This is a genomic window from Variovorax brevis (assembly GCF_030317105.1).
GTDB lineage: Bacteria > Pseudomonadota > Gammaproteobacteria > Burkholderiales > Burkholderiaceae_C > Variovorax > Variovorax brevis.
Genome location: NZ_JASZYG010000001.1, coordinates 531,865 through 554,527 on the forward strand (window position 1 = coordinate 531,865; position 22,663 = coordinate 554,527).

At 65.9% G+C, this 22,663-nt stretch carries 20 protein-coding genes; 8 read left to right on the top strand and 12 right to left on the bottom strand.

What is annotated here, in order from left to right; genetic code table 11:
• The first annotated feature begins 68 nt into the window (after positions 1-68).
• On the top strand, positions 69-992 hold the full coding sequence (gene ygfZ, locus QTI66_RS02200) for a CAF17-like 4Fe-4S cluster assembly/insertion protein YgfZ (protein ID WP_286557208.1): 924 nt from the start codon (positions 69-71) through the stop codon (positions 990-992).
• A gap of 85 nt (positions 993-1,077) precedes the next feature.
• Here the strand turns inward: ygfZ and QTI66_RS02205 are convergent, their stop codons facing one another.
• The 3 genes from QTI66_RS02205 to QTI66_RS02215 all read right to left on the bottom strand — a co-directional run bounded on the left by QTI66_RS02205 (position 1,078) and on the right by QTI66_RS02215 (position 8,884).
• On the bottom strand, positions 1,078-6,489 hold the full coding sequence (locus QTI66_RS02205) for an ESPR-type extended signal peptide-containing protein (RefSeq protein WP_286557209.1): 5,412 nt from the start codon (positions 6,487-6,489) through the stop codon (positions 1,078-1,080).
• A gap of 584 nt (positions 6,490-7,073) precedes the next feature.
• On the bottom strand, positions 7,074-7,931 hold the full coding sequence (locus tag QTI66_RS02210) for a YbgC/FadM family acyl-CoA thioesterase (RefSeq protein ID WP_286557210.1): 858 nt from the start codon (positions 7,929-7,931) through the stop codon (positions 7,074-7,076).
• Positions 7,932-7,942: 11 nt separating this feature from the next.
• Positions 7,943-8,884 (bottom strand): alpha/beta hydrolase, encoded by a 942-nt coding sequence (locus QTI66_RS02215; protein ID WP_286557211.1) that lies wholly within the window; start codon positions 8,882-8,884, stop codon positions 7,943-7,945.
• Between the two features lie 122 nt (positions 8,885-9,006).
• Here QTI66_RS02215 and gbd point away from each other — a divergent pair, with 122 nt between their 5' ends.
• Positions 9,007-10,143, top strand: coding sequence for a 4-hydroxybutyrate dehydrogenase (gene gbd / locus QTI66_RS02220; RefSeq protein ID WP_286557212.1), 1,137 nt, complete (start codon positions 9,007-9,009; stop codon positions 10,141-10,143).
• Between the two features lie 109 nt (positions 10,144-10,252).
• Entirely contained in the window at positions 10,253-10,699 is a 447-nt protein-coding gene (locus QTI66_RS02225; protein WP_286557213.1) for a CHRD domain-containing protein, read from the top strand.
• Between the two features lie 60 nt (positions 10,700-10,759).
• On the opposite strand, the gene QTI66_RS02230 is transcribed toward QTI66_RS02225, so the two are convergent.
• Positions 10,760-11,743, bottom strand: a complete 984-nt coding sequence (locus tag QTI66_RS02230; protein ID WP_286557214.1) for a tripartite tricarboxylate transporter substrate binding protein — start codon at positions 11,741-11,743, stop codon at positions 10,760-10,762.
• 103 nt (positions 11,744-11,846) lie between these two features.
• Here QTI66_RS02230 and nthA point away from each other — a divergent pair, with 103 nt between their 5' ends.
• From nthA to QTI66_RS02255, 5 genes are read left to right on the top strand one after another with little or no spacing between them, the layout of a single operon-like run.
• Positions 11,847-12,479, top strand: coding sequence for a nitrile hydratase subunit alpha (gene nthA / locus QTI66_RS02235; RefSeq protein WP_286557215.1), 633 nt, complete (start codon positions 11,847-11,849; stop codon positions 12,477-12,479).
• The gene (nthB, locus tag QTI66_RS02240) at positions 12,476-13,135 is read left to right on the top strand and encodes a nitrile hydratase subunit beta (RefSeq protein ID WP_286557216.1); all 660 of its coding nucleotides are present in this window, start codon (positions 12,476-12,478) and stop codon (positions 13,133-13,135) included. The genes nthA and nthB overlap by 4 nt, the downstream gene beginning before the upstream one ends.
• A complete protein-coding gene (locus QTI66_RS02245) occupies positions 13,132-13,494 on the top strand; it encodes a nitrile hydratase accessory protein (protein WP_286557217.1) in 363 nt (120 codons plus the stop codon). Before nthB ends, QTI66_RS02245 begins: the two co-directional genes overlap by 4 nt.
• A gap of 1 nt (position 13,495) precedes the next feature.
• Positions 13,496-13,978 carry a PaaI family thioesterase gene (locus QTI66_RS02250; RefSeq protein ID WP_286557219.1) on the top strand — a complete coding sequence of 161 codons (483 nt, stop codon included), beginning with the start codon at positions 13,496-13,498 and terminating at the stop codon, positions 13,976-13,978.
• On the top strand, positions 13,975-14,439 hold the full coding sequence (locus QTI66_RS02255; protein WP_286557220.1) for a PaaI family thioesterase: 465 nt from the start codon (positions 13,975-13,977) through the stop codon (positions 14,437-14,439). Before QTI66_RS02250 ends, QTI66_RS02255 begins: the two co-directional genes overlap by 4 nt.
• A gap of 57 nt (positions 14,440-14,496) precedes the next feature.
• On the opposite strand, the gene QTI66_RS02260 is transcribed toward QTI66_RS02255, so the two are convergent.
• The 8 genes from QTI66_RS02260 to fdxA all read right to left on the bottom strand — a co-directional run bounded on the left by QTI66_RS02260 (position 14,497) and on the right by fdxA (position 22,647).
• Positions 14,497-14,715 carry a hypothetical protein gene (locus QTI66_RS02260; RefSeq protein ID WP_286557221.1) on the bottom strand — a complete coding sequence of 73 codons (219 nt, stop codon included), beginning with the start codon at positions 14,713-14,715 and terminating at the stop codon, positions 14,497-14,499.
• A 66-nt stretch (positions 14,716-14,781) separates the two neighbouring features.
• Complete coding sequence (locus tag QTI66_RS02265; RefSeq protein WP_286557798.1) at positions 14,782-15,852, bottom strand: patatin-like phospholipase family protein; 1,071 nt, start codon at positions 15,850-15,852, stop codon at positions 14,782-14,784.
• Positions 15,853-15,894: 42 nt separating this feature from the next.
• A complete protein-coding gene (locus tag QTI66_RS02270; RefSeq protein ID WP_286557222.1) occupies positions 15,895-18,246 on the bottom strand; it encodes a Tex family protein in 2,352 nt (783 codons plus the stop codon).
• Positions 18,247-18,431: 185 nt separating this feature from the next.
• Positions 18,432-19,370 (bottom strand): 2-hydroxyacid dehydrogenase, encoded by a 939-nt coding sequence (locus QTI66_RS02275; protein WP_286557223.1) that lies wholly within the window; start codon positions 19,368-19,370, stop codon positions 18,432-18,434.
• A 67-nt stretch (positions 19,371-19,437) separates the two neighbouring features.
• Positions 19,438-20,436, bottom strand: coding sequence for a Gfo/Idh/MocA family protein (locus QTI66_RS02280; protein ID WP_286557224.1), 999 nt, complete (start codon positions 20,434-20,436; stop codon positions 19,438-19,440).
• A 119-nt stretch (positions 20,437-20,555) separates the two neighbouring features.
• A complete protein-coding gene (locus QTI66_RS02285; protein ID WP_286557225.1) occupies positions 20,556-21,317 on the bottom strand; it encodes an SDR family NAD(P)-dependent oxidoreductase in 762 nt (253 codons plus the stop codon).
• A gap of 55 nt (positions 21,318-21,372) precedes the next feature.
• Positions 21,373-22,287, bottom strand: coding sequence for a LysR family transcriptional regulator (locus tag QTI66_RS02290; protein WP_286557226.1), 915 nt, complete (start codon positions 22,285-22,287; stop codon positions 21,373-21,375).
• Positions 22,288-22,317: 30 nt separating this feature from the next.
• Positions 22,318-22,647: a ferredoxin gene (gene fdxA / locus QTI66_RS02295; RefSeq protein WP_286557227.1), complete on the bottom strand. Its 330-nt coding sequence runs from the start codon at positions 22,645-22,647 to the stop codon at positions 22,318-22,320.
• Positions 22,648-22,663 lie beyond the last annotated feature (16 nt).

A 22,663-nucleotide genomic window follows, 5' to 3' on the forward strand; every position in this document is an offset into this window, starting at 1 on the left:
AATTCGGGACGCCGGGCCAGTAAGCCCTGCGAACCGAAAGGATCGTGGGCGACCATGATAATTCAGCGATGAACCCCGTCGTCCTCAATGGCGTGACCGCCCTTTCCCATCTCGGTGTCATTCGCGCCGAAGGCCCCGATGCAGCCAGCTTCCTGCACGGCCAGTTGACCCAGGATTTCTCATTGCTCGACGCGTCGCAGGCGCGCCTCGCTGCCCTGTGCACAGCCAAGGGCCGCATGATCGCGAGCTTCATCGGCATCCGGCCGCAGCCCGAGACCATCCTGCTCGTGTGCAGCCAGGACATTCTTGCAGCGACGCTCAAGCGCCTGTCGATGTACGTGCTGCGCGCCAAGGCGAAGTTGACGGACGCCAGCGCCGAGTGGGTGCTGTTCGGACTCGCCGGCACCGCCGTTGCCGCCAATGGTGTCGATGCATCGGCAGCGCCGGGGCAGCGCACGGCCGTGGGCGATGCGAACGTCGTCTCGCTCTATCCGGCCGACGGCGTGCCGCGCGCTTTGTGGATCGCGCCGGCCGGCACCCCAGCGCCCACCGGCGCCGGGCTGGATGCCGACTTGTGGCAATGGAGCGAAGTGCGCAGCGGGGTCGCGACGCTGACGGCGCCGGTGCTCGACGCCTTCGTCCCGCAGATGCTCAACTACGAATCCGTCGGCGGCGTCAACTTCAAGAAGGGCTGCTACCCCGGCCAGGAAGTCGTCGCACGCAGCCAGTTCCGAGGCACGCTCAAGCGGCGCGCCTATGTGGTCAATGCGCCTTCGGAAGTGAAAGCCGGCCAGGAAGTGTTTGCCGCAAAAGACGCCGAACAGCCCGTGGGCACCGTCGTGCAATCGGCGCCGGCGCCGGGCGGCGGCTGGGCAGGCATCGTGTCCATGCAGATCGCTGCGCTCAATGCCGGCGGCCTGCGCGCAGGCGGCGCCGACGGTGTTGAACTCTCCGTCGATCCCCTGCCCTACCCCTTGCTGGCCGACATCTGACCCGCAAGAAAAAGCGGCCCCCGCGCAGATGCACGGGAGCCGCTTTCGGGCCCGGCCTTCTCGACCGGGCAAGCCGCTTATCGGCTTACTTCCACTTCCAGCCCACGCCGGCGTTGACGCCAACTTCCCGGCCGGTCGTCGAGACGCCCGCACCCCAGGCCATCTTGCCGTCCTTGGCGATCTGCTTGTAGTTCAGGGCCAGGGCGGTATTGCCCTTGTAGTTGCCAAGACCCGCACCCACTGCCTTTTCGCCGGGCGCAAGGTCAGGCATGTAGGTGCCCGCCATCGCCATGCTCATGGCCGTACCCGCATACGCGCTGCGCGCCACGTCCTGGATCTGGTTCTGCAGGTTGCCGATCTGGTTGTTGACTTGCGCCACATCGCCATTGATCGCCTTGATCTGCGCCACGTTGGCTGCGTCGGTGTCTTCCGAGCCTGCGGCCACGCCGGTGATCTGGCGCGTTTCGCCTTCACTGCCGACGGACACGGCGCCCTTCGTGCTGGTCGTTGCCTGCACGGCGGCCGCTTGCGATTGGGTCGCACCCTTGGCCACATAGCCCGCGACACCCGCTTCACGCGTTGCCACCGAACCCGCGCCGATCGCCACGCCGCCGTTGGACTGCACGTTGGCGCCGAAGCCCAGTGCCGTTCCCTGCGAGCCCGAGACCGCCGCGTTGGTGCCGATGGCAACCGCGTTGGTGCTCAAAGCCTGGGCGCCGTGGCCCATGGCCACCGCGCTGGCGCCGCTGGCAACCGACTGCGGGCCGATCGCCACTGCGTTGCTGCCCGTGGCCGAGGAATCGTCCAGCGTGGAGTTCGCATGGAAGTACTTCGTGCCCTTCGTGTTGATGCTGTTGATGGCATCGCCCACGTTGTTGACTTGCGAGGTCGATCCGTCCGCGTTGTGCACGGTGTAGCTCGGCGCTGACCACGTACCGGTCGATGCGTCGTAGCTGGCGCCGCCACCCATGCTGGCTGCCACGCCGGCGCCGATGGATTCGACCTTGCCGTTGGTCGTGCTCAGGCTTGCCGTCATTTCAACGACGCCACCCGAGATCGACAACACCGTCGTCGAGAGCGAGCTGAGGCCTGTGTTCATGTCGCCGACGGTGGTCGTCAACTGGCCGAGGCTGCCTTCGAGGCCATCGACACGCGTGGTGAGGTTGCCCAAACCGGTCGACAGGCTGCCGACGCTTTCAGCGGTCGAGGTCGAGAGCGAAGCGAGGCCGGTCGACAGGCTGCCGACGTTACTCGTCAGCGAGCCCAGGTCGCCAGCGGTCTTGTCGAGGTTGTTCGCCACCTGGAACAGCTGGCTGCCGTTGACCGCATCGGTGCTCGATGCGTCGAGCTGGCCCGCGGCAACGTTCTGCACCTGGCGTTCCTTGCCCACGTCGCCCACGCTGAAGCTGCCAACCGGCGCGCTGCCAGCGAACGAGTCGTAGGTCGCGGTGCCAACCTGTGCGGTGGTCACGGCCGTTGCCAGGCGTGTGCGGGAATTGGCGCCGATGGCGACCGAGTTGTCATGGCCTGCGTAGGCGTTCGGGCCGATGGCCACGCTGTCCATGCCGTAGGCGATGCTATCCGCAGCGGTCGAGTTGGCGTGGAAGTACTTGATGCCCTTCGTGTTGATCGCATCGATGGCATCGCCCACGTTGCTCGCCGTGCTGGTCGAGCCGTCGGCGTTGTACACCGTGTAGGCCGGTGCGCTGATGGCGCCCGTTGCCGCGTCGTACGTCGCGCCGCCGCCCAGGGCTGCAGCCGTCGTTTCGCCTTGCTTGTCGCTGGAGGCTTGCACGGTGGCCAGGCCCGTCGAGGTCGAGGTCGACAGCGAGTTCAGGTTGTCCGACATGGCGCTCAGGCCCGTCGACGTGGACGTCGACAGCGATCCGATGCTGGTCGACAGGCTGCCGAAGCCGGTGGACATGGAAGCGCTCAGCGAACCGAGGTCGCCGGTTGCCTTTTCCAGGCCGCTGGCCACTTGATAAAGCTGGCTGCCGTTGATGGCGTCCGTGCTCGAAACCGTCACCTGGCCGGCAGCCACGTTCTGGACCTGGCGCTCGGCACCGAGCGCGCCCACGCTGAAGCTGCCGGCCGGCGTGCTGCCTGCGAAGCCGCTCAGGTTGCCCACCGTCGCGCCGCTCACGGCCACGGCTTTCTGCGTTTGCGAACCGGCGCCGATGGCGACCGACTTGTCATGGCTGGCGACCGCATTCGGGCCGATGGCCACGCTGTCCGCGCCGCTGGCGATGCTGTCGGCTGCCGTCGAGTTGGCGTGGAAATACTTGATGCCCTTGGTGTTGATGCTGTTCAGCGCGTCGCCCACGTTGGTTGCCGAGCCGGTCGTGCCGTCGGCGTTGTACGTGGTGTACGAAGGCGCGTTGATCTTGCCGGTCACCGGGTCATACGTGGCGCCGCCACCCAGGGCCGCGGCCGTCGATTGGCCCAGCTCGCCCGTCGTCGAATCCAGGCGGGCGATGCCCGTGGAGGTCGAGGTCGAGAGCCTGTCGATGGCCAGGCCCGTGGACGTCGAGAGCGAGTTCAGGTTGCTGGCCAGGTTGCCCAGGCCGGTGGAGGCCGAGCTGGAGAGCGAACCGATGCTCGACGCCGTCGAGGTGGACAGCGAGTTCAGGCCGCTCGACACCGTCGTCAGGCCCGTCGACGTGGACGTCGACAGCGAATCGAGGCTGGTCGACAGGCTGCCCATGCCGGTGGACATGGAGGTGCTCAGCGAGCCGAGTTCGCCGTTGGCCTTGTCCAGGTTGCTGGCCACTTGATAGAGCTGGCTGCCGTTGATGGCGTCGGTGCTCGAATTCGTGATGCGGCCTGCGGCCACGTTGTGGATCTGGCGTTCGACGCCCGCCGCGCCCACGCTGAAGCTGCCCACCGGCGTGCCGCCTGCAAACGAACCGAAAGTGGTGTCGCCCACCGTGGCCGAGCTCACGCCGACAGCGGCAGAGGTCTGCGCGCCGGCGCCGATGGCGACCGACTTGTTGTGGGTGGCGACTGCGTTCGGGCCGATGGCCACACTGTCCACGCCGGACGCCACGCTGTCCGCGCCCACCGAGTTGGCGTGGAAGTACTTGATGCCCTTCGTGTTGATGCTGTTCAGCGCGTCGCCCACGTTCGAGACCAGGGTCGTCGAGCCGTCGGCGTTGTACGTCGTGTAGGCCGGTGCGTTGATCTTGCCCGTGATCGGGTCATAGGTCGCGCCGCCGCCCAGGGCTGCGGCTGCCGTCTGGCCCGTCTGGTTGGTCATGGCCGTCACGTTGGCCAGGCCCGTGGAGGTCGAGGTCGACAGCGTCGCGATGCTGGAAGACGTGGAGGTCGACAGCGAATTCACGCTGCTCGCCACGTTGGCCAGGCCGGTCGATGCAGAGGTCGAGAGCGAACCGATGCCCGAAGCCGTCGCCGTCGACAGCGAAGTCACGCTGCTGGCGACATTGCCCAGGCCCGTCGACGTGGAGGTCGAGAGGCTGTCGATGCGCGAAGCGGTGGCGGTCGAGAGCGAACCGACGCTGGAGGCGACGTTGCTCAAACCGGTGGAGGTGGAAGTCGAGAGCGAACCGATGCTCGAAGCCGTGGCGGTCGACAGCGACGTCAGGCCGGTGGACAGGTTCGCATTGCTCGTCGACAAGCTGTTCAGGCTGGTCGAGACCGAACCCTGCACCGTCGAGAGGCTGCTGACGGCCGAAGCCATCGTGCCTACGGTCGTGGACATCGAGCTGACGGTCGTCTGGATGTTGCCGACGCTGGTGGACATCGAATTGGTGGCCACTTGCAGGCTCGAGGTCGTGGTCGACAGCGACGCGAAAGCCGTGCTGACGCCGTTGAGTTGCGAGCCGTTGACCGCGTCCGTGCTGGTGGCCGAGATCACGCCGGCAGCGACGTTCTGGATCTGGCGCTCGGCGCCGGCCTGGCCGACGCTGACGACGCCGGAAGCTGCGCTTGCGATGCCGGCCGCAGTGGCGCCCATCAGCGTGGTATTGCCGGTGTGCACGGCCGAGCTGGTCGAGCCCGTGCCCAGCGCCACGTCATTGGCGTTGCTGGCGACCGCCGACTGGCCGATCGCCACGCTGTTGGCGCCCGTCGCCTTGCTGTCCGCACCGGTGCTGTTGGCGTGGAAATACTTGACGCCCTTCGCGTTCATGCTCGCAAGTGCTGCGCCCACGTCGCTGGCCGTGCCGGTCGTGCCGTCGGCGTTGTAGACGGTGTAGGCCGGTGCGCTGATGGCGCCGGTCGTCGGGTTGTACGCCGCGCCGCCGCCCAGGGCTGCCGCCGTGGTCTGGCCCTGCTTGTCGGCCTCTACGCTCAGTGCGTTCAGGTCGGTCCACAGCGAAGAGATGTTCGTCATCGCGGTGCTGAGGCCAGTGGAAGTCGAGGTCGACAGCGAGCCGATGCTGGTCGACAGGCTGGTGTTGCTGGTGCTCAACTGGGCCACCGTCACCGCGTCCTGCGGTGCCGCGCCGTCCACCACGTTGGTGATGCGGCGCTTGACCGTTGCGCCGCTCACCGAAACCTCGGCGGTCGGGGCGGCGGAGTCGGTCATGTAGCCCGTGCCGGTGGGTGCGGCTGCCCCGGTCGCGCTGGCCGCGCCGAGGGCCACGCTGGACGCATACTGGGCCTTGGAGGAATTGCCCAGCGCAAGGCTGGCGTCCCCGCTGGCGATGCTGCCAAAGCCCATTGCCGCACTGGAAGCGCCGCTGGCCGTCGAGACGGCGCCCAGGGAGACGGAGTTCAGGCCCGATGCCGAACTGTTGGTTCCGATGGCCGTGGCGTTGGTCATGAGCGCGCTGGACTGGTTGCCCATGGCCAGGGAGTTCTGGCCGGATGCGGTGGCCTGCGAGCCGATGGCAGCCGAGCGGATGCCGGTTGCTTGCGCACCGCGCACGTTGTCGCCGCCGATGGCGACCGAGCCGACAGCCGAAGCCAGAACGCCTTGGCCCGCGGCCGTGGTACCCGACCCGCCGATAGCCGTCGCCGCTTGTCCGGACGCAGTGGCGTTGTAGCCCAATGCGGTGCTGGAATTGCCGCTTGCCAGGGATTGCAGGCCGTACGCCGATCCGTACACACCCGCGGAAGAACCCATGCCGGTGGCGACTGCACCCTTGCCGGTGGCCTGGGCCCAGGAGCCCAGCACGGTGACGCCCGCGAGGCCGGCGCCGCTGGCGTTACAGCCCAGCACCGATGAGTAGTTGTTGGAACCGTCCGTGCCCATGCCGGTGGTCGCGCCATAGCTGACCACACCGTCCGGACCCACGCTGCCAGCGGTGGGCGTGCAGCTGTTCGAGGCCTGATTCCAGACAGTCGCTTCACTCGGGAAAGCCATGAACATCAACGTCGCAGCGCCGCTCAGCGCCATCAGGCGACGGGTGCCACCGACGACATTGCTCACGAGGGAGCCGGACTTGCTGCGCTTGCCCTTGGCATTCGTCAGTTCCGATGTCGCGACCCATGCGCCCAAGGATTCGTTCCAGATGGTCTTGTGTGACTTGTTCAAAGTGTCCGCCTATTAATACAGATGAATAAGTGCAGTGGTTTTTGCGCCTGAATTGGCGCGGAATTCACCGCAGTCAATTGATGCCGTATTGCAGGAGGACCCGTTTTGGTTCGGGGTCACACTGCACTGTCAGTGACAGTCGGCGCCATATGTGTATTAGAAACTTTCGGGACACAATTGAATGCAAGCCCTGTCCACTGTGCGGCTCAAAGATTTCCGAGTGTGCGTGGGCGATTTCCTTGTGGCGCCGTCCAGCGCCAATTCGTGAAATAGTTGCGGGCAAAAAAAATCCCCGGGAACTTGCGTTCCCGGGGAAGGTTTCCTCCCGGCGTCCCTGACGGGATCATTGTGCCGGTATCTTGTTTTTCTAACCCGACCCTCTTGCTCGCTCTTTGTGTGACAACCAATGAATGAATTGGATCACGTTAGTTAATTGGCGGGTGCAGGAATCGTATTCAAGTAGGCAGGGAAAATTCCTTGATGCGGTTTCAGCCAATGTTAATTGCGGAAATATTCACAATTCTAATTATCCATGCCTATTCCTGAGGCGGACTCAGACTGCGGGTTTAAATCCATGCGGCAACTCATAGCAACTTCTTCATCTCGATATGGACAATTCCCGCCTCCTCGAAAGGCGCGCCGCTTGGCGTGTAGCCCAGGCGGTCATAAAACTTCTGCGCGCTCTGCTGGGCGTGGAGCGTCACTTCGCGGTCGCCGCGCGCACGGGCGGCGTCTTCGAGCAAGCGAAGCACTGCCGCGCCATGCCCGCCGCCGCGCATCGCACGGTGCACCGCCATGCGGCCGATGCGGGCAATGCCGGGCGCTTCTGACACGAGGCGGCCTGTCGCGATGACCTTGCCGAGGCGGTTGCGCGCGACGCCGTGCACCGCGACGGCGTCGTGTTCGTCCCATTCCATGTCGGCCGGTACGCGCTGCTCTTCGATGAACACGTCGCGCCGAAGTGCGCCGGCGCCTTCGCCCAGCGTGGCCCAATCGCCGGCTTCGAGCGTGCAGACCGCATCGCCGCGCTCATAGGCTTCGAGCCACTCGCGCAGCAAGGGCGGCACCGGTTTGGAGGTCTGCGTGGCGGGGTCGGCGAAGACGTAGACCAGCTCGGTCGACACCAGCAATTGATCGCCACGGAACAGACCGCCTTCGAACAGGATCGACGAATTGCCGATACGCACGCAGCGCATGCCGACGTCGAGCATGTCGTCGAACAACGCGGATGCATTGAATTCGATGGTCGCCTTGCGCGCATACAGGTCGCCGCCCAGCGCCAGCATCGACTCTTCATAAGGCATGGCGAGCGCGCGCCAGTAGTCGGCGACGGCGGTGTCGAAGTACATCAGGTAGTTCGCGTTGAAGACGATCTTCTGCATGTCGACTTCGGCCCAGCGAACGCGCAGGCGATGGAAGAAACGGAAATCTGCTTTTTTCATGGCTTTGAGCATCAGGGAAAAAGGGCTTGCTTCAGGGCACGCGCCGCATCGGCATGTGCTTGCAAGGCTTCGGGAATGGCGCGGCCCATCTTGATGAACTCGTGGGTCACGCCGCGATAGATCTCGAGGTCGACCTGGACACCCGCCGCGCGAAGCTTGTCGGCATAGGCGATGCCTTCGTCCACGAGCGGATCGACTTCGGCCAGGCCGATCCTCGCCGGCGCCACGCCGTCGACGTCGTCGGCGTTGAGTGGTGCGAAGCGCCAGTCGTCGCGGTCGGACCGCTCGTTGACGTACTGCGCGAAGAAGTAGTTGATGTGGGCTGCCGACAGCACAGGCGCGTCGCCAAGCGTTTGGTGCGACGGCGTGTCCTGGTGCGCTGTCGTGCCGGGGTAGAAGAGCAATTGCAGCGCGAGTGGCAGACCGGCATCACGCGCCATGATGGCGCTGACGGCGGCCAGCGTGCCCCCTGCGCTGTCGCCGCCCACGGCCAGGCGCGTGGTGTCGAGCCCCAGCGCATCGCCCTGCCCCGCGACGTGCTGCAACGCGTCCCACGCATCGTTGGACGCGGTCGGAAACTTGTGCTGCGGCGCGAGGCGGTAGTCGGTGGAGATCACCGCGCAGCCCGCCAGTTGGCTGAGCACGCGGCATAGCGTGTCGTGCGTCGTGATGCTGCCGATGGTGAAGCCCCCGCCGTGGAAATACATCAGCAGCGGGAGTCGCTCGTGCGAGGGCGCGTACAGGCGCGCGGGCAGCGCGAAGCCGTCACGTGCCGGAAGGCGCAGGTCTTCCACGCGGGGCAACGCGGGCTTGGGCACTTCGAGCACGCCAGCGCCTTTTTCATACGCTGCCCTGGCTTGCTCGGGCGTGAGTTCGTACAGCGGTGGATGGCCCGCGCGGGCCATGCGGTCGACCACGCCGGCCATCTTGGGCGTGAGGGCGGGCGCGTTCATCCGGCTGCCCTGTCGCTCTGGGGACGGACGTGTGCCGTCACAAGGGTTTTATTCATGTCCGTTGCAAGGTCCACTTTGTTAGATTGGGCGGCTCGCATCGTAACGGTCACCACGAAACCCACATGGCGCTCATTCAATACCTCACCCAGATCCAGTTCGACTTCGGCGCGATCAAGCTGCTCAGCAGCGAGTGCGCGCGCATCGGAATCAACAGGCCGCTCATCGTCACCGACGCGGGCGTGCGCGCGGCGGGCATCTTGCAAAAGGCGCTCGATGCACTGGGGGATCTGCAAGTCGCTGTGTTCGACCAGACGCCGTCCAATCCGACGGAAGCCGCCGTGCGTGCCGCCGTGGAGGTGTATCGCACGCAGCGTTGCGACGGGCTGGTCGCCGTGGGCGGCGGATCGGCCATCGATTGCGCCAAGGGCGTGGCCATCGCCGCGACGCACGAAGGGCCCCTGACCACCTACGCCACCATTGAAGGCGGCTCGCCGAAGATCACCGATCGCGTGGCGCCGCTCATCGCCGTGCCGACCACCAGCGGCACCGGCAGCGAAGTGGCGCGCGGCGCGATCATCATCGTGGACGATCACCGCAAGCTGGGCTTTCACAGCTGGTTCCTGATGCCCAAGGCCGCGATCTGCGATCCGGAGCTGACGTTCGGCTTGCCCGCGCGATTGACCGCCGCCACCGGTATGGACGCGATTGCGCACTGCATGGAGACCTTCATGTCGGCCGCCTTCAATCCACCGGCCGACGGCATCGCGCTCGACGGACTGGAGCGCGCGTGGGGCCACATCGAGCGTGCCACGAAAAATGGGCAGGACCGCGAGGCGCGGCTCAACCTCATGAGCGCGTCGATGCAGGGCGCCATGGCCTTCCAGAAGGGCCTGGGCTGCGTGCATTCGCTCAGCCACAGCCTGGGCGGGGTCGATCCGCGCTTGCATCACGGCACGCTCAACGCCCTCTTCCTGCCGGCGGTGATCCACTTCAACTCCGGTGCCGAATCGGTGCAGAAAGACCAACGCCTGCAGCGCATGGCGCAGGCGATGCATCTCGATTCAGCAGGCGACATCGGCGCCGCGATCCGCGAGATGAACGCACGCCTGGGCTTGCCCAAGGGCCTGGCCGAAGTCGGCGTCACGAAGGATCTCTACGGGAAGATCATCGATGGCGCCATGGCCGACCATTGCCACAAGACGAACCCGCGCCTGGCGACGCGCGAGGACTATCGGGAGATGCTGGACGCGTCGATGTAGCGCTGATTCCGGACCTTCACGCACCGGCGGAAGTCGCGGCGATGGCCGACATGACGTTCGGACGCAACAAGCCTATGCTGGGCGACTCTGGAACGAAGGAGTCAACACCATGAACCGATACGGCACTGTCTTGCGTGCTTCCCTTGCTGCCGGCGTCGCTGCCATTGCCTTGGCGGGCTGCGGGATGATGGGCTCATCGAACACGGCCAGCTTCAGCGGCGCGATGAATGCGTCGAGCGAGGTACCGCCCAACATGACGCGTGGCAGCGGCACGGCGGAGGCATGGCTCAACAAGGACACCAACGTCCTCAAGTACAAGATCACCTATTCCGGTTTGAGCGGACCGGCCACGGCGGCGCATTTCCACGGTCCTGCCGCGGCAGGTGCCAATGCCGGCGTCGCGGTGCCCTTTGCCAATCCTGCCAGCCCCATCGAAGGACAGGTCACGCTCACGCCCGCCCAAGCCGCCGACCTGATGGCCGGCAAGTGGTACGCCAACATCCACACGGCTGCCAACGCCGCCGGCGAAATTCGCGGGCAGATGTTGCCCAAGTAGGCTTCGAACTTCTGGCGTTGTTGCAACGCCAGCCGGTCCGCGCAGCTGCGTTTCGCAGGCCTATTCGGCCTTCACCCCCGCCGTTCGGATCACGTCTCCCCACTTGCGCGTTTCGCTGGCGATGAACGCATCGAATTCTTCGGGCGTACTGCCTGAAGGAAAGGTGCCCATCGCCTCGAGTTTGGCGCGCGTGTCGTCGGACTTGATGATGCGCGCCACTTCTTCCGACATGCGCTTGACGATGTCGCGCGGCGTACCCGCGGGCGCGAGCATGCCGGCCCACGTGCTGCCCGTGAATCCGGGGAAGCCTTGCTCGATGAAGGTAGGCACGTCCGGCACGGCCGGAAGACGTCGATCGCTGGCCACGCCGATCAGGCGAATCTTTCCCGCCTTGCCCTGGTTGATGAGCCCGGTGGGCGCATCGAAGAAAAGCTGGATCTGCCCGCCGAGCAGGTCGGTCAACGCCGGCACCGCGCCGCGGTACGGAATGTGGATCATGTAGGTGCGCGTGAGCGACTTCCACAGTTCCGTCGTGAGATGCGCCGCCGAGCCGTTGCCGGATGATCCGAAACTGATCTTGCCGGGGTTGGCGCGCGCATAGTCGATCAGTTCTTTCGCGTTCTTGAAGGGTGCATCGTTGTTGATGGCGGCGAGCAACGGCGACACGCCCATCAGCGAGACGCCAACGAGATCCTTTGCAGGGTCATAAGGCAGCTTTGGATAGAGCGTGGTGTTGGCCGCGTACGCCGCGATCACGACGCCGAACGTGCTCCCGTCGGGCGGCGCCTTGGCGACTGCATCGACACCGATCAGGCTGTTCGCGCCGGGCTTGTTGTCGATGATCACCGACTGCCCCAGGCGCGCCTGCAATCCCGGCTGCACGAGCCGCGCCATCTGGTCGGTGAAACCGCCGGGCGTGTACGGCACGACGATGCGGATCGGCTTGTTCGGCCACGCGGATTGCGCGATCGAAGGCGCTGCAATCGACACCGCCGCAGCGGCGGCTGAAAGGCTGAATGTGCGGCGGGAAAGGCTGGAAGGCATTGACGGCGTCTCTCGTTGGAATTCACCCATTCTCAAAGGCGAGGCAGCTCACGCCCCTCAGGGTTTGCCCATGCGATCGGCCGCTACGCGCTAGCATGCAGGCATGGCACACGATCACCACGACCACGATCATCCTGACGACCACAGCGAACTCGGCGAGATGGACCTGCGGGTCCGCGCGCTCGAGTCGGTGTTGACCGAAAAGGGCTACATCGACCCGGCTGCGCTCGATGTCCTCATCGACACCTACCAGACGAAAATCGGCCCCCGCAACGGCGCGCGCGTGGTTGCGAAGGCGTGGGCGAATCCGGAATTCCTGGAGTGGTTGCAAAGGGACGCGACAGCCGCCATCGCCTCGATGGGCTTCACCGGCCGCCAGGGTGAGCACATGGTGGCTGTCGTCAACACCGGGACGCAGCACAACATGGTGGTCTGCACGCTGTGCAGTTGCTACCCCTGGCCGGTGCTGGGCCTGCCTCCTGCCTGGTACAAGAGCGCGCCCTATCGCTCGCGCGCCGTGAAGGACCCGCGCGGCGTGCTGGCCGAGTTCGGCGTGCGCTTGCCGGAATCCACCGCCATCCGCGTGTGGGACTCGACGGCTGAAGTGCGCTACCTCGTCATTCCCCGGCGCCCCGCGGGCACCGAAGGCTGGAGCGAGGAAGATCTCGCCGAGCTGGTGACGCGCGACTCGATGATCGGCGCCGGACTCGCACGCACGCCGGAGGTGACGGCATGACCTACATCTCCCATGCGGACCTGGGCGGCAAGGACATGCCCGGCGCCATCGTGCCCGAGCATGAGGACGATCTCTTTCATGCGGACTGGGAACCGCGCGTGCTCGCCCTCACGCTGGCGATGGGCGCCACGGGTTCGTGGAACATCGACGCGAGCCGCAGCGCACGCGAGACCTTGCCGGCCTATGCGCGATTGAGCTACTACCAGATCTGGTTTGCCGCACTCGAAAAGCTCATGCTGGAACGCGGCCAGGTTCAACCGGATGAACTCGACGCCGGCCACGCGCTGCATGCGCCGCTCAAGGTCCATCGCGTGCTGAAGGCCGCCGACGTCCCAGCAGCCCTCGCCAAGGGCTCTTCGACCGAACGAGCGAGCAATGCGCCGGCTCGATTCGCAGTCGGTCAGCGCGTACGTACGCGTGCCGGCCACGTCGAGCATCACACCCGTCTGCCCGGCTACGTGCAAGGCAAAGTCGGCACCATCGAGCACCTGCATGGCATGCACGTGTTTGCTGACACCCATGCGCAAGGTTTGGGCGAGCAGCCGCAGTGGCTCTACACGGTTGTCTTCGAGGGCAACGAGTTATGGGGTGCCGACGCGCAGCCCGGCCTCCAGGTGTCGGTCGACGCCTGGGAAAGCTACCTGGAGAACGCATGACCCAGGCCACGCCGCACTTCGAAGGCATGCCCATCGCCGACGGCGAGCCGGTGTTTCGCGAGCCGTGGGAAGCGCACGCCTTCGCCATGGCCGTGACGCTGCACCAGCGCGGCCTTTTCACATGGCCCGAATGGGCCGAAGCACTTGCCGCACAGATCGCCTCGGCGCAGGCCGCGGGCGACGCCGACAAGGGCGACACCTACTACCACCACTGGCTTGCCACGCTGGAAACGCTGGTCGCACGCAAGGGCGCGAGCAGTTCGAGCGAACTCGCGCGTTACCGCGATGCGTGGGACCATGCGGCCGACCGGACGCCGCATGGCCAGCCCATTGAACTGAACGAGCAGGACTTTGCCTGACGTGATCAACACCAAGACGAGCTCGACCTCGATCGAAGCACTGGCGCGTGGTTTCTCCTCGCGCATTCCCCATTCCCTGGACATCGGCATGGTGTTCGAAGACGCGTCGCCGGATGGCAAGACGCGCATGCGACTGCCGCCACAGCCGCATTTGTCCGGTGACCGCGGCGGCGCCTTCTTCTTCAACGGCGTGCTGTTCAGCCTCGCCGATTCGGCCTGCGGCCTGGCCGTGCTGCGCTCGCTTGGGCAGTTCGTGCCCATCGCGACGCTGGACATGCGCATCGACCATTTCTCGCCGGCAACCATGGACGCCGATCTCGTGGCCGTCGCCGAGGTGTACCGCATGACCCAGTCGATCGCCTTCGCGCGCTGCGAACTGCTTTGCGGTCCGCAATCGAAGCTCGCAGCCAATGTCGTCGCGACGTTCATGCTGTCGTCGAGTTCGACACCGCATCCGTCCGCATTGACCGGAAACGTGCCATGAGCGAGCGCGACACGAACGACCTGCCCGTGACGCGCGAGCGCATCGTCGCGACGCTGCAATTGATGCCGTACGCACAGTACCTGGGCATCGTGCTGGCAGACAACGCTGCGGAAGAGGCGCCGCTGTTCCACCTGCCCTTCCATGCGCGACTGGTGGGCAACCCTGCCTTGCCGGCCATCCATGGCGGCGTCGTCGCGGGCTTCATGGAGGCCGCAGCGCTGGCCACGACTTACACGCAGATGGACGAGGTAGTCCCGCCCAAGCTGGTGGACTTCTCGATCGACTACCTGTCTTCCGCCCGCGCGGTGGACCTGTACGCGCAATGCGAGGTGCATCGCATCGGCAGGCGCATTGCGGCGATCGGCATTCGTTGCTGGCAAACGAGCCCCGATGCGCCTGTGGCGCTAGCCCGGGCGCACGTGTTCGTGGCGCCTTCATCGTCAGACGCATCGGTGGTGTGAATCTCGGCCCGAAGTAGCCCTGCAGCGGCGCTTCGGACCGGCGCGCGAACACCGACCCTACTTCTTGCCGCCGAACACCAGCAACGCCCCGCCCACCACGATCACCGCAACACTGGCCCAGGTCGGAAAGCGGACATCCTGCTTTTCATCGACGGACAGCTCGATCGGGCCGATCTTGGCGCGGTGCGTTTCCTTGGTGAAGCTGAAGCCGCCGGTGCCGATCGCGGCAATGCCGGCGACGATCAGGATGAGGCCGATGATGCGGGTCAGGTTCATTTTTCAGGGCCTCCGCCGGTGGCGCGACGCGATTGGACATGCGCCGAATGTAGCGAGATCGGAGGGCTACAGGGGCAAGACTTCGCGCTCGTTGCCACTGTGCAGCCACTGCGCGAACTCATCGGCCAGGCGCTCCGACTCAGCCGTGGCCTTGGCCCACACCTTCGAGCGCGCCGGGCCGTCGTTGCCGTAGCGGGTGAAATCGGTGCGGTCCGGCAGCTTGCCGTTGGGGAGCGTTCGCACCCATTCGGCATCAGGCGCCAGCACCACCATGCGGTCCAGGAAAGAGGTTGACTGATGGCGCCACTTCAATCCCTTGTCGAGCCAGCCCGGCACCACCGCCTTCTGGAAGTGCGGATAGAGCACAACGCCGTCGTCGTTGTTGTAGTCCAGGTGCAGGTGGTAGTCCGTGATGCCGCCGTCCCAGTACGCTCCGGGTGGCGCGCCGGGGATGTCGTGCACGGCTTCGAGCATGAAGGGAATCGAGCACGAGGCTTGCAATGCCGCTTCGAAGTTCGTTTCGCTCAGCGCCACTTGCCGCGAGCGGAAATCGTTGGTTGAGAACGGCAACGCCGCGCCCGGCGTCGAGAACACGACGCGCTCCAGCCACGCGCCCAGGCTCTTGCGGCGCACGCTGTTGGTGATGAAAGCGCCCAGGTAACCGAAGGGCGTGCGCGCCGACCCTTCGCGGCCCAGGATGTGCCGACCGCGCGAAGTGATGACGTGCAGCTTGTAGCGCGGATGCCGGAGCACCTGCGCGATGCGGCCGCCGTAGAACTGCCGCAGCCCGTCGCCGAACTGTGCGCTCACCTGCCGGGCGGTCAGGCGCTTCTGTCCCGGTGGCACTTCGAAATGCTGGTGCACATAGCCGTGCTCGAAGTCCTTGAACGCGGTGATCGAGTCGTCCAGGCAGGCATTGGCCAAGCGCCACGCACCGATGGAGGCGCCCACCAGATGCACGGGCTGGCTCGATTGGGTAAGCCACTCGCCGAACAGGAAGCGATCGATCGGCCCCAGGATCAAGCCCTTGGGTCCGCCCGCGGCACCGGGCACGACGCGCACGTCCTGCGGACGCAGCCCGTTTTCGGCGATGTGCTTGCGCGCGAGTGGGCCGGCGTAGACGCGCAGCGCTTTCATCGCGCTGGCGTTGGCCATGACGTTCGCTGGCGCTTCATGCAGTTACTTGCGCAGGCCCTGCAGCTTGGCGAAGGCGTTCGCCATCTGGCTCGACGGCGCGGGCGCGTTGTCGCGGCGCGCTTGCTGTCCGCGCCCTGCCCCTTCGAAGCGGTTGTCGCGCGGGCCGTCGCGGCGCGCGGGTGCCGCGTCCAGCTTCATCGACAAGCCGATGCGCTTACGCGCCACGTCCACTTCCATCACCTTGACCTTGACGATGTCGCCGGTCTTGACGACCTCGCGCGCGTCGTTGACGAACTTGTGGCTCAGTTGGCTGACGTGCACAAGTCCGTCCTGGTGCACGCCGAGGTCGATGAAGGCACCGAACTGCGCGACGTTGCTCACCGTGCCTTCGAGCACCATGCCTTCGACGAGGTCCTTGATGTCTTCCACGCCGTCGTTGAAGCGCGCCACCTTGAAGTCGGGGCGCGGATCCCGGCCCGGCTTTTCCAGCTCGCCCAGGATGTCCTTGACGGTGATGACGCCGAACTTCTCGTTGGCGAAGAGTTCGGGGCGCAGCGTCTTGAGCATCTCGGCGCGGCCCATCAGTTCAGCGATCGGTTTGCCAGTGGTGCTGATGATCTTCTCGACCACCGGATAGGTTTCCGGGTGCACGCCCGATTGGTCCAGCGGGTTGGTGCCGCCGCGAACGCGCAGGAAGCCCGCGCTCTGCTCGAAGGTCTTGGCGCCGAAACCGCTCACGTCGAGCAACTGTTGCCTGCTCGCAAACGCGCCATGCGCCTCGCGCCAGCGCACGACCGCCTTTGCCACGCTGGCCGACAGGCCCGACACGCGGGAGAGCAAGGGAACGCTGGCAGTGTTCAAGTCGACGCCCACGGAGTTGACGCAATCTTCGACCACGGCATGCAATGTCCGCGCCAGTTCGCTCTGGTTCACGTCGTGCTGGTACTGGCCGACGCCGATGCTCTTGGGGTCGATCTTGACCAGTTCGGCCAGCGGGTCTTGCAGGCGGCGCGCAATGCTCGCGGCGCCGCGCAGGCTCACGTCCACATCGGGCATTTCCTGCGAGGCGAACTCGCTGGCGGAATACACCGAGGCGCCCGCCTCGCTCACCACCACCTTGTCGACCTTCATTTCCGGCGCGCCGGCTTGCGCGGCCATCTTGGCGAGCAGCTTGATGAGGTCGGCGGCTAGCTTGTCAGTCTCGCGGCTGGCGGTGCCGTTGCCGATCGCGATCAGGTTCACGCCGTGCTTGGCGCACAGCTTGCCGAGGGTGTGCAGCGAGCCTTCCCAGTCCTTGCGCGGTTCGTGCGGGAAGACGGTGGCGGTTTCGACCAGCTTGCCGGTGGAATCGACCACAGCGACTTTCACGCCGGTGCGGATGCCGGGGTCCAAGCCCATGACGACACGCGGGCCGGCCGGCGCCGCGAGCAGCAGGTCGCGCAGGTTGTCGGCGAACACCTTGATGGCGACCTTCTCGGCCTCCTCGCGCAGGCGCGTGAACAGGTCGCGCTCGGACGAAAGGCTCAGCTTCACACGCCAGGTCCAGGCGACGCACTTGCGGATCAGGTCATCGGACGGACGGCCGGCGTGGCTCCAACCGAGGTGCAGCGCAATCTTGCCTTCGGCGATGCTGGGCTTTCCGGGTTCGGGTTCGACGGGCAACACCAGCTTGGCGTCGAGGATTTCGAGCGCACGGCCACGGAACACCGCCAGCGCACGGTGCGAAGGCACGCGGCCGATGGGTTCGTCGTAGTCGAAGTAGTCGCGGAATTTCGAGACGTCTGCATTGTTCTCGTCCTTGCCGGCCATCAGGCTGGACTTGAACAGGCCCTCGGCCCACAGCCATTCGCGCAACCGTTGCACCAGCGCTGCGTCTTCGGCCCACCGCTCGGAGAGGATGTCGCGCACGCCATCGAGCACCAGTTGCACGGTCGAGAAATCCAGACCGTCGGCGGCGGGCTTCACGAAGGCTGCCGCCTCTTCCTGCGGGTTGAGCGAAGGGTCGGCAAACAGCTTGTCCGCCAGCGGCTCGATCCCGGCCTCGCGCGCCATCTGGCCCTTGGTGCGGCGCTTGGGCTTGTAGGGCAAATAGAGGTCTTCCAGTTCCTGCTTGGTCGGCGCGAATTCGATGGCGGCGCGAAGTTCAGGCGTGAGCTTGCCCTGCTCCTCGATGCTCTTGAGCACCGCGGCGCGGCGGTCTTCCAGCTCGCGCAGGTAGCCCAGGCGCGCCTCGAGTTCGCGCAACTGGATGTCGTCGAGCCCGTCAGTGGCTTCTTTGCGATAACGGGCGATGAAAGGAACCGTGGATCCGCCATCGAGCAGGTCGACGGCGGCTTTCACCTGGTGCTCGCCGACTTTGATCTCGGCGGCGATCTGGCGAATGATTTTCTGCATGTCTGAAACGAAGCCCTGGGCACGTGCCGCCGCAGGGTGCGACGGCGCAAATCGGATAAAGGCGCGAAGTTTGCCATAGGGGGCGAGGCCCCCTGCATCCAGCCGTATCCGACAGGGGCGCCGCGCTTACTTTGGCGACATCGTCGTGACGACCGCGACGCATGTCGCTCCGACGCCGGCCACCCTCACTGGCATTCGGGCACGGGCGTTGGCAGGGGCTGACCGGCCAGATGCGCCGTCAGGTTCGAAAGCGCCAGTTCTGCCATTGCACGGCGCGTGCCGGTGGTCGCGCTGCCGATGTGCGGCGAGAGCACCACGTTGTCCATTTCGCGCAGTGCTTGCGGCACATTGGGCTCGTTTTCAAACACGTCGAGCGCGGCGCCTGCGATGGTGCCGCTGCGCAACGCCTCGATGAGCGCCGTCTCGTCGATGACCGACCCGCGCGCCACGTTGACGACGCATCCTTGCGGCCCCAGCGCCTTGAGTACTTCCGCATCGATCAGCTTGCGCGTGGCCGCGCCGCCGGGCGTGATGATGACGAGAAAGTCGCTCTGCGCCGCCAGTGCCGCCGCGCTGGGCACGTAGGCGTAGGCCACGCCATCCTTGGCGCTGCGCGAGGTGTAGGCAATGCTCATCCCAAAGGCCTCGGCGCGCTTGCCGATGGCTTGGCCGATGCGGCCCATGCCCACGATGCCCAGGCGCGCGCCGGACACCTTGCGGCCGAGCGGAAGCCCGCCTTTGAGCCACTTCTCGTTGCGGATGAACTGATCGGCTTTGGGAATCTGCCGCGCCCACGCCAGCATCAAGGCCATGGCGAGATCGGCCACGTCGTCGTTGAGCACGTTGGGCGTGTGCGTGACCACGGCGCCCTTGGCCTTGGCGGCCGCCACGTCGATGCCGTCGTAGCCCACGCCCATCACCGAGATGATTTCGAGCGCGGGCAACTGCGCCTGCAAAGCGGCGTCGATCTTCGATTCGCCACCGGCGGCAATGGCGCGGATCTGCGGCGCAACTGTTGCGAAGTCGGCGTCCGCCTGACGGTGCACGGTGTAGGTTGGAGAGGTCAGCAGCTCGATGAACATCGGCTGCGCATTGGCCATCGCAAGGATGTGGGTGGTGGGCACGCTGGATTTTCCCGGTCAGGTTGAAACCGCGAGCCTAACGCGCGGCATGCGGTTGCCGCAACTGCGTTCACACGATGGGCACCGCCGTGCGCTGCCCGGTGCGCGAGGCCTCCAGCACGGCCAGCGCGGCAGCCAGCGAGCGAATGCCGTCTTCGCCCGATGCCGACGGTGCGCCGTTGCCGCGAACCGCCTGCGCAAATTCCGCCAGGGAATGCGTGTAGAGGTCTCGTGGCGCGAGCAACACCTCGCGCTCCCCGTCCTGCGTACGCAGCATCACCTGGCCAATGGGCGCCTGCGTCATCACGTCGCGGCCGATGATCGATCCGGACGTGCCGTGGATCTCGATGCCGGTGCCGGCGTAGGCCACGTTGAAGGCGTCGTGCAGTTGCGCGAGCACGCCGTTGTCGAAGCGCAGCACGGCCATGACCCCGTCTTCCACCGGACCGCTGCCCTGTGTCATTGCCACAACTTCGACCGGTTCCGCGTCGAGGATGAAGCGCAAGGTGTCGGCGTCATGCACGGTGATGTCCAGGACCACGCCGCCACCGGCGTCGGGCTTATGCACGCGCCAGCCTTGCAGGTGTTCGGGGAGCTGTACCGCGTGAAAAACGCGGGCGAACAAGGGCTGGCCGATGGAGCCTTCGCGCACCAGTTGCCGGATTGCCTGGTGCGCCGCGGCGTTGCGCAGATGGTGGTTGGTGCCCAGCACCACGCCCGCGGCGTGGCAGGCGTCCACGATGGCACGCGCGTCTTGCAGCGTCAGTGCCAAAGGCTTTTCGCACAGCACATGCTTGCCGGCGCGCGCGGCGGCGATGGCCTGCGGCGCATGCAGTTCGTTGGTGGTGCTGATGTAGACGGCACCCACATCGGGACGGGCCAGCAGTTCGTCCAGCGAAGTCGTCGAGGACGCAATGCCGTGGCGTTCCGCGAACGCCGCCCCGCGTGCAGGGTCGCTGCTCAGCACCCCGACGATCTCGTGGCCCGGTTGCGCGCGAATGGCGTTGATCATCCATTCGGTCGCGATCGTGCTGGCGCCGATCAATCCCCATCCCAGGGTGCTGTTCATCGCCCGCTCCTTCCGTTGAGTGACGCAAGGGTCCGGTGACCCGTGAACGCTTCAGGGATTCGAACGATGCCCTGCCGCCCCTCGCAAGTCAACGCCAACCGTGGGGAGGTGGGCCACCGTCAGGGCATGATCTGCCCGCCGTTCACCTCGATCACCTGCCCCGTCACGTAGCCGCTGGCCGATTCGCTGGCCAGGAACAGGAAGGCGCCGGTGCATTCCTGCGCCGTGCCCAGGCGGCCCATGGGGATCGCATTGGCAAAGTTCTTCAGCACCTCGGCGCTGGAATGCCCGTCATGGAACGGCGTTTCGATGACGCCCGGCGCCACCGCGTTGACGCGGATCTTGTCCTTGACCAGTTCCTTGGCCATCGTGCGCGTGATGGTCGAGATGAAACCCTTGCAGGCGGCATACAAGCCCGCACCCGGTCCACCGCCCGTGCGCGCGGCCTGCGAAGTCACGTTGATGATGGTGCCGCCGCCGCCGGCCGACATCAGCGGAATCACACGCCGACTCACCGCGACGACCGAACGCGCGTTCAGGCGGAACACCGCCTCGATGTAGTCGTCGTCCGCATCCACGATGGGCGAACGCTTGACGAATCCGCCCGCGTTGTTGATGAGCACGTCGATGCGCCCGAAAGCCTCGTGCACGGTGTTGACCATGCGGTCGACGCTGGCCGTGTCCGTGACGTCGGCCTGCACGAGCAAGGCCTTGCCGCCAGCGGCTTCCACGTCGCGCGCCACGCCTTCGGCCTCGCTTCGGCTGCCGCGGTAGTGCACCGCGACGCGCGCGCCGGCGGCGCCCAGTTCACGCGCCACGGCAGCGCCGATGCCGCTGCTGGCGCCCGTGATCAATACGGCCTTGTTCTTCAGATCGTTCATGTCGGTTTGTCTTTCCTGTGCGTTGAAGAAAAAGAAGCCACCGCCATGCAGCGAGTCAGAGCGCAGCGGCTGTGGCTTCGAGTTGAGAAAGGCGCCGGGCCATGCGCCCGACGAAGTTCTGCGTGACGTGCGGCAGCACGCGCTGCGTCGGCACGATGATTCCCACGTGCAGGTCGTTGAGCACCGGCAGTTCGAAGGGCCGCCACAGCAATTCGCCGCGCTTGAGCTCCTCGATGAAGGCGATCTTCGAAAAGCACGAGATGCCCTTGCCGCCCATGATGAGGCGCTTGAGCAGCGGCGTGGAATTGCAGGTCGCGGCAGGCTCCATGTCGTCCCAGAAGGCGGCGAACTCCGGCGAGAGCGAACCGCTCAGCACCGGGTACGAGCTCGATCGCAGGAAGGGGTACTTGGCGCACTCCTTCAGGGACACGCTGGCGTTCTTGGCCAATGGATGACCCGGCGGCATCACCAGCCCGATGGGCAGGCGCGCCAGGCTCACGGCCGTCACGCCACCCGGCAGGCGGCTCACGAAAGACAGCCCCACGTCCACCTGCCCCGACATCACCAGTTGCGGCACTTCCATCGGCTGGATCGAGGTGATGGTGTACGTCACCGCAGGGAAGATCTGCAAAAACTCCTCGACCGCGGACGGGAGCATCTCCTCGAAGAAGGAGTCCATCGCCGCGACCTTGACGTGGCCGGTGCGCTCGCCCTTGAGCGCATCGAGTTCGGTGCGCATCACCTGGAACTGGTGCAGCGTTTCCTGGGCGTGCTTGAGCAAACGCTCGCCGGCAGGGTTCAGGCGCAAGCCGGTGGGCAGCCGGTCGAACAGCTCCACGCCCAGTTCGTCTTCCAGCTTGTGGATCTGCCGGTTGACGGCGCTCGCGGCCACATAGAGCCGCTCCGAGGCCTTGCGGACGGAGCCGCAGCTCGCCACCTCGATGAAGTACTTCAGGACACTGGCGTGCATCAGGCAGCCCTCCTCCCTGAAGATGCGCCTTCATGCAGCTTTGGCAATGGGGATTTCGCGCCCGATGGCCGGGTGGTCGCAAGGCACGCGGCGGCCTTCCGCCCCGCCGGGCGAACCCAGTGCGCTGACCTCGAAGAACTCGCGATTGATCGCCGTGTAGTGGGCCATTTCGGGCGGCAGCCGAAACTCTTCGTAGATGGCCTGTACCGGACAGGCCGACACGCAAACGCCGCAGTCGATGCATTCATCGGGGTGAATGTACAGAGTGCGCGCGCCTTCGTAGATGCAATCGACCGGGCAGACGGGCACGCAGGCACCGTCCTTGCAGTCGATGCAGGCCGTGGTGATGACGTGTGCCATGGCATGAACCCCTGGT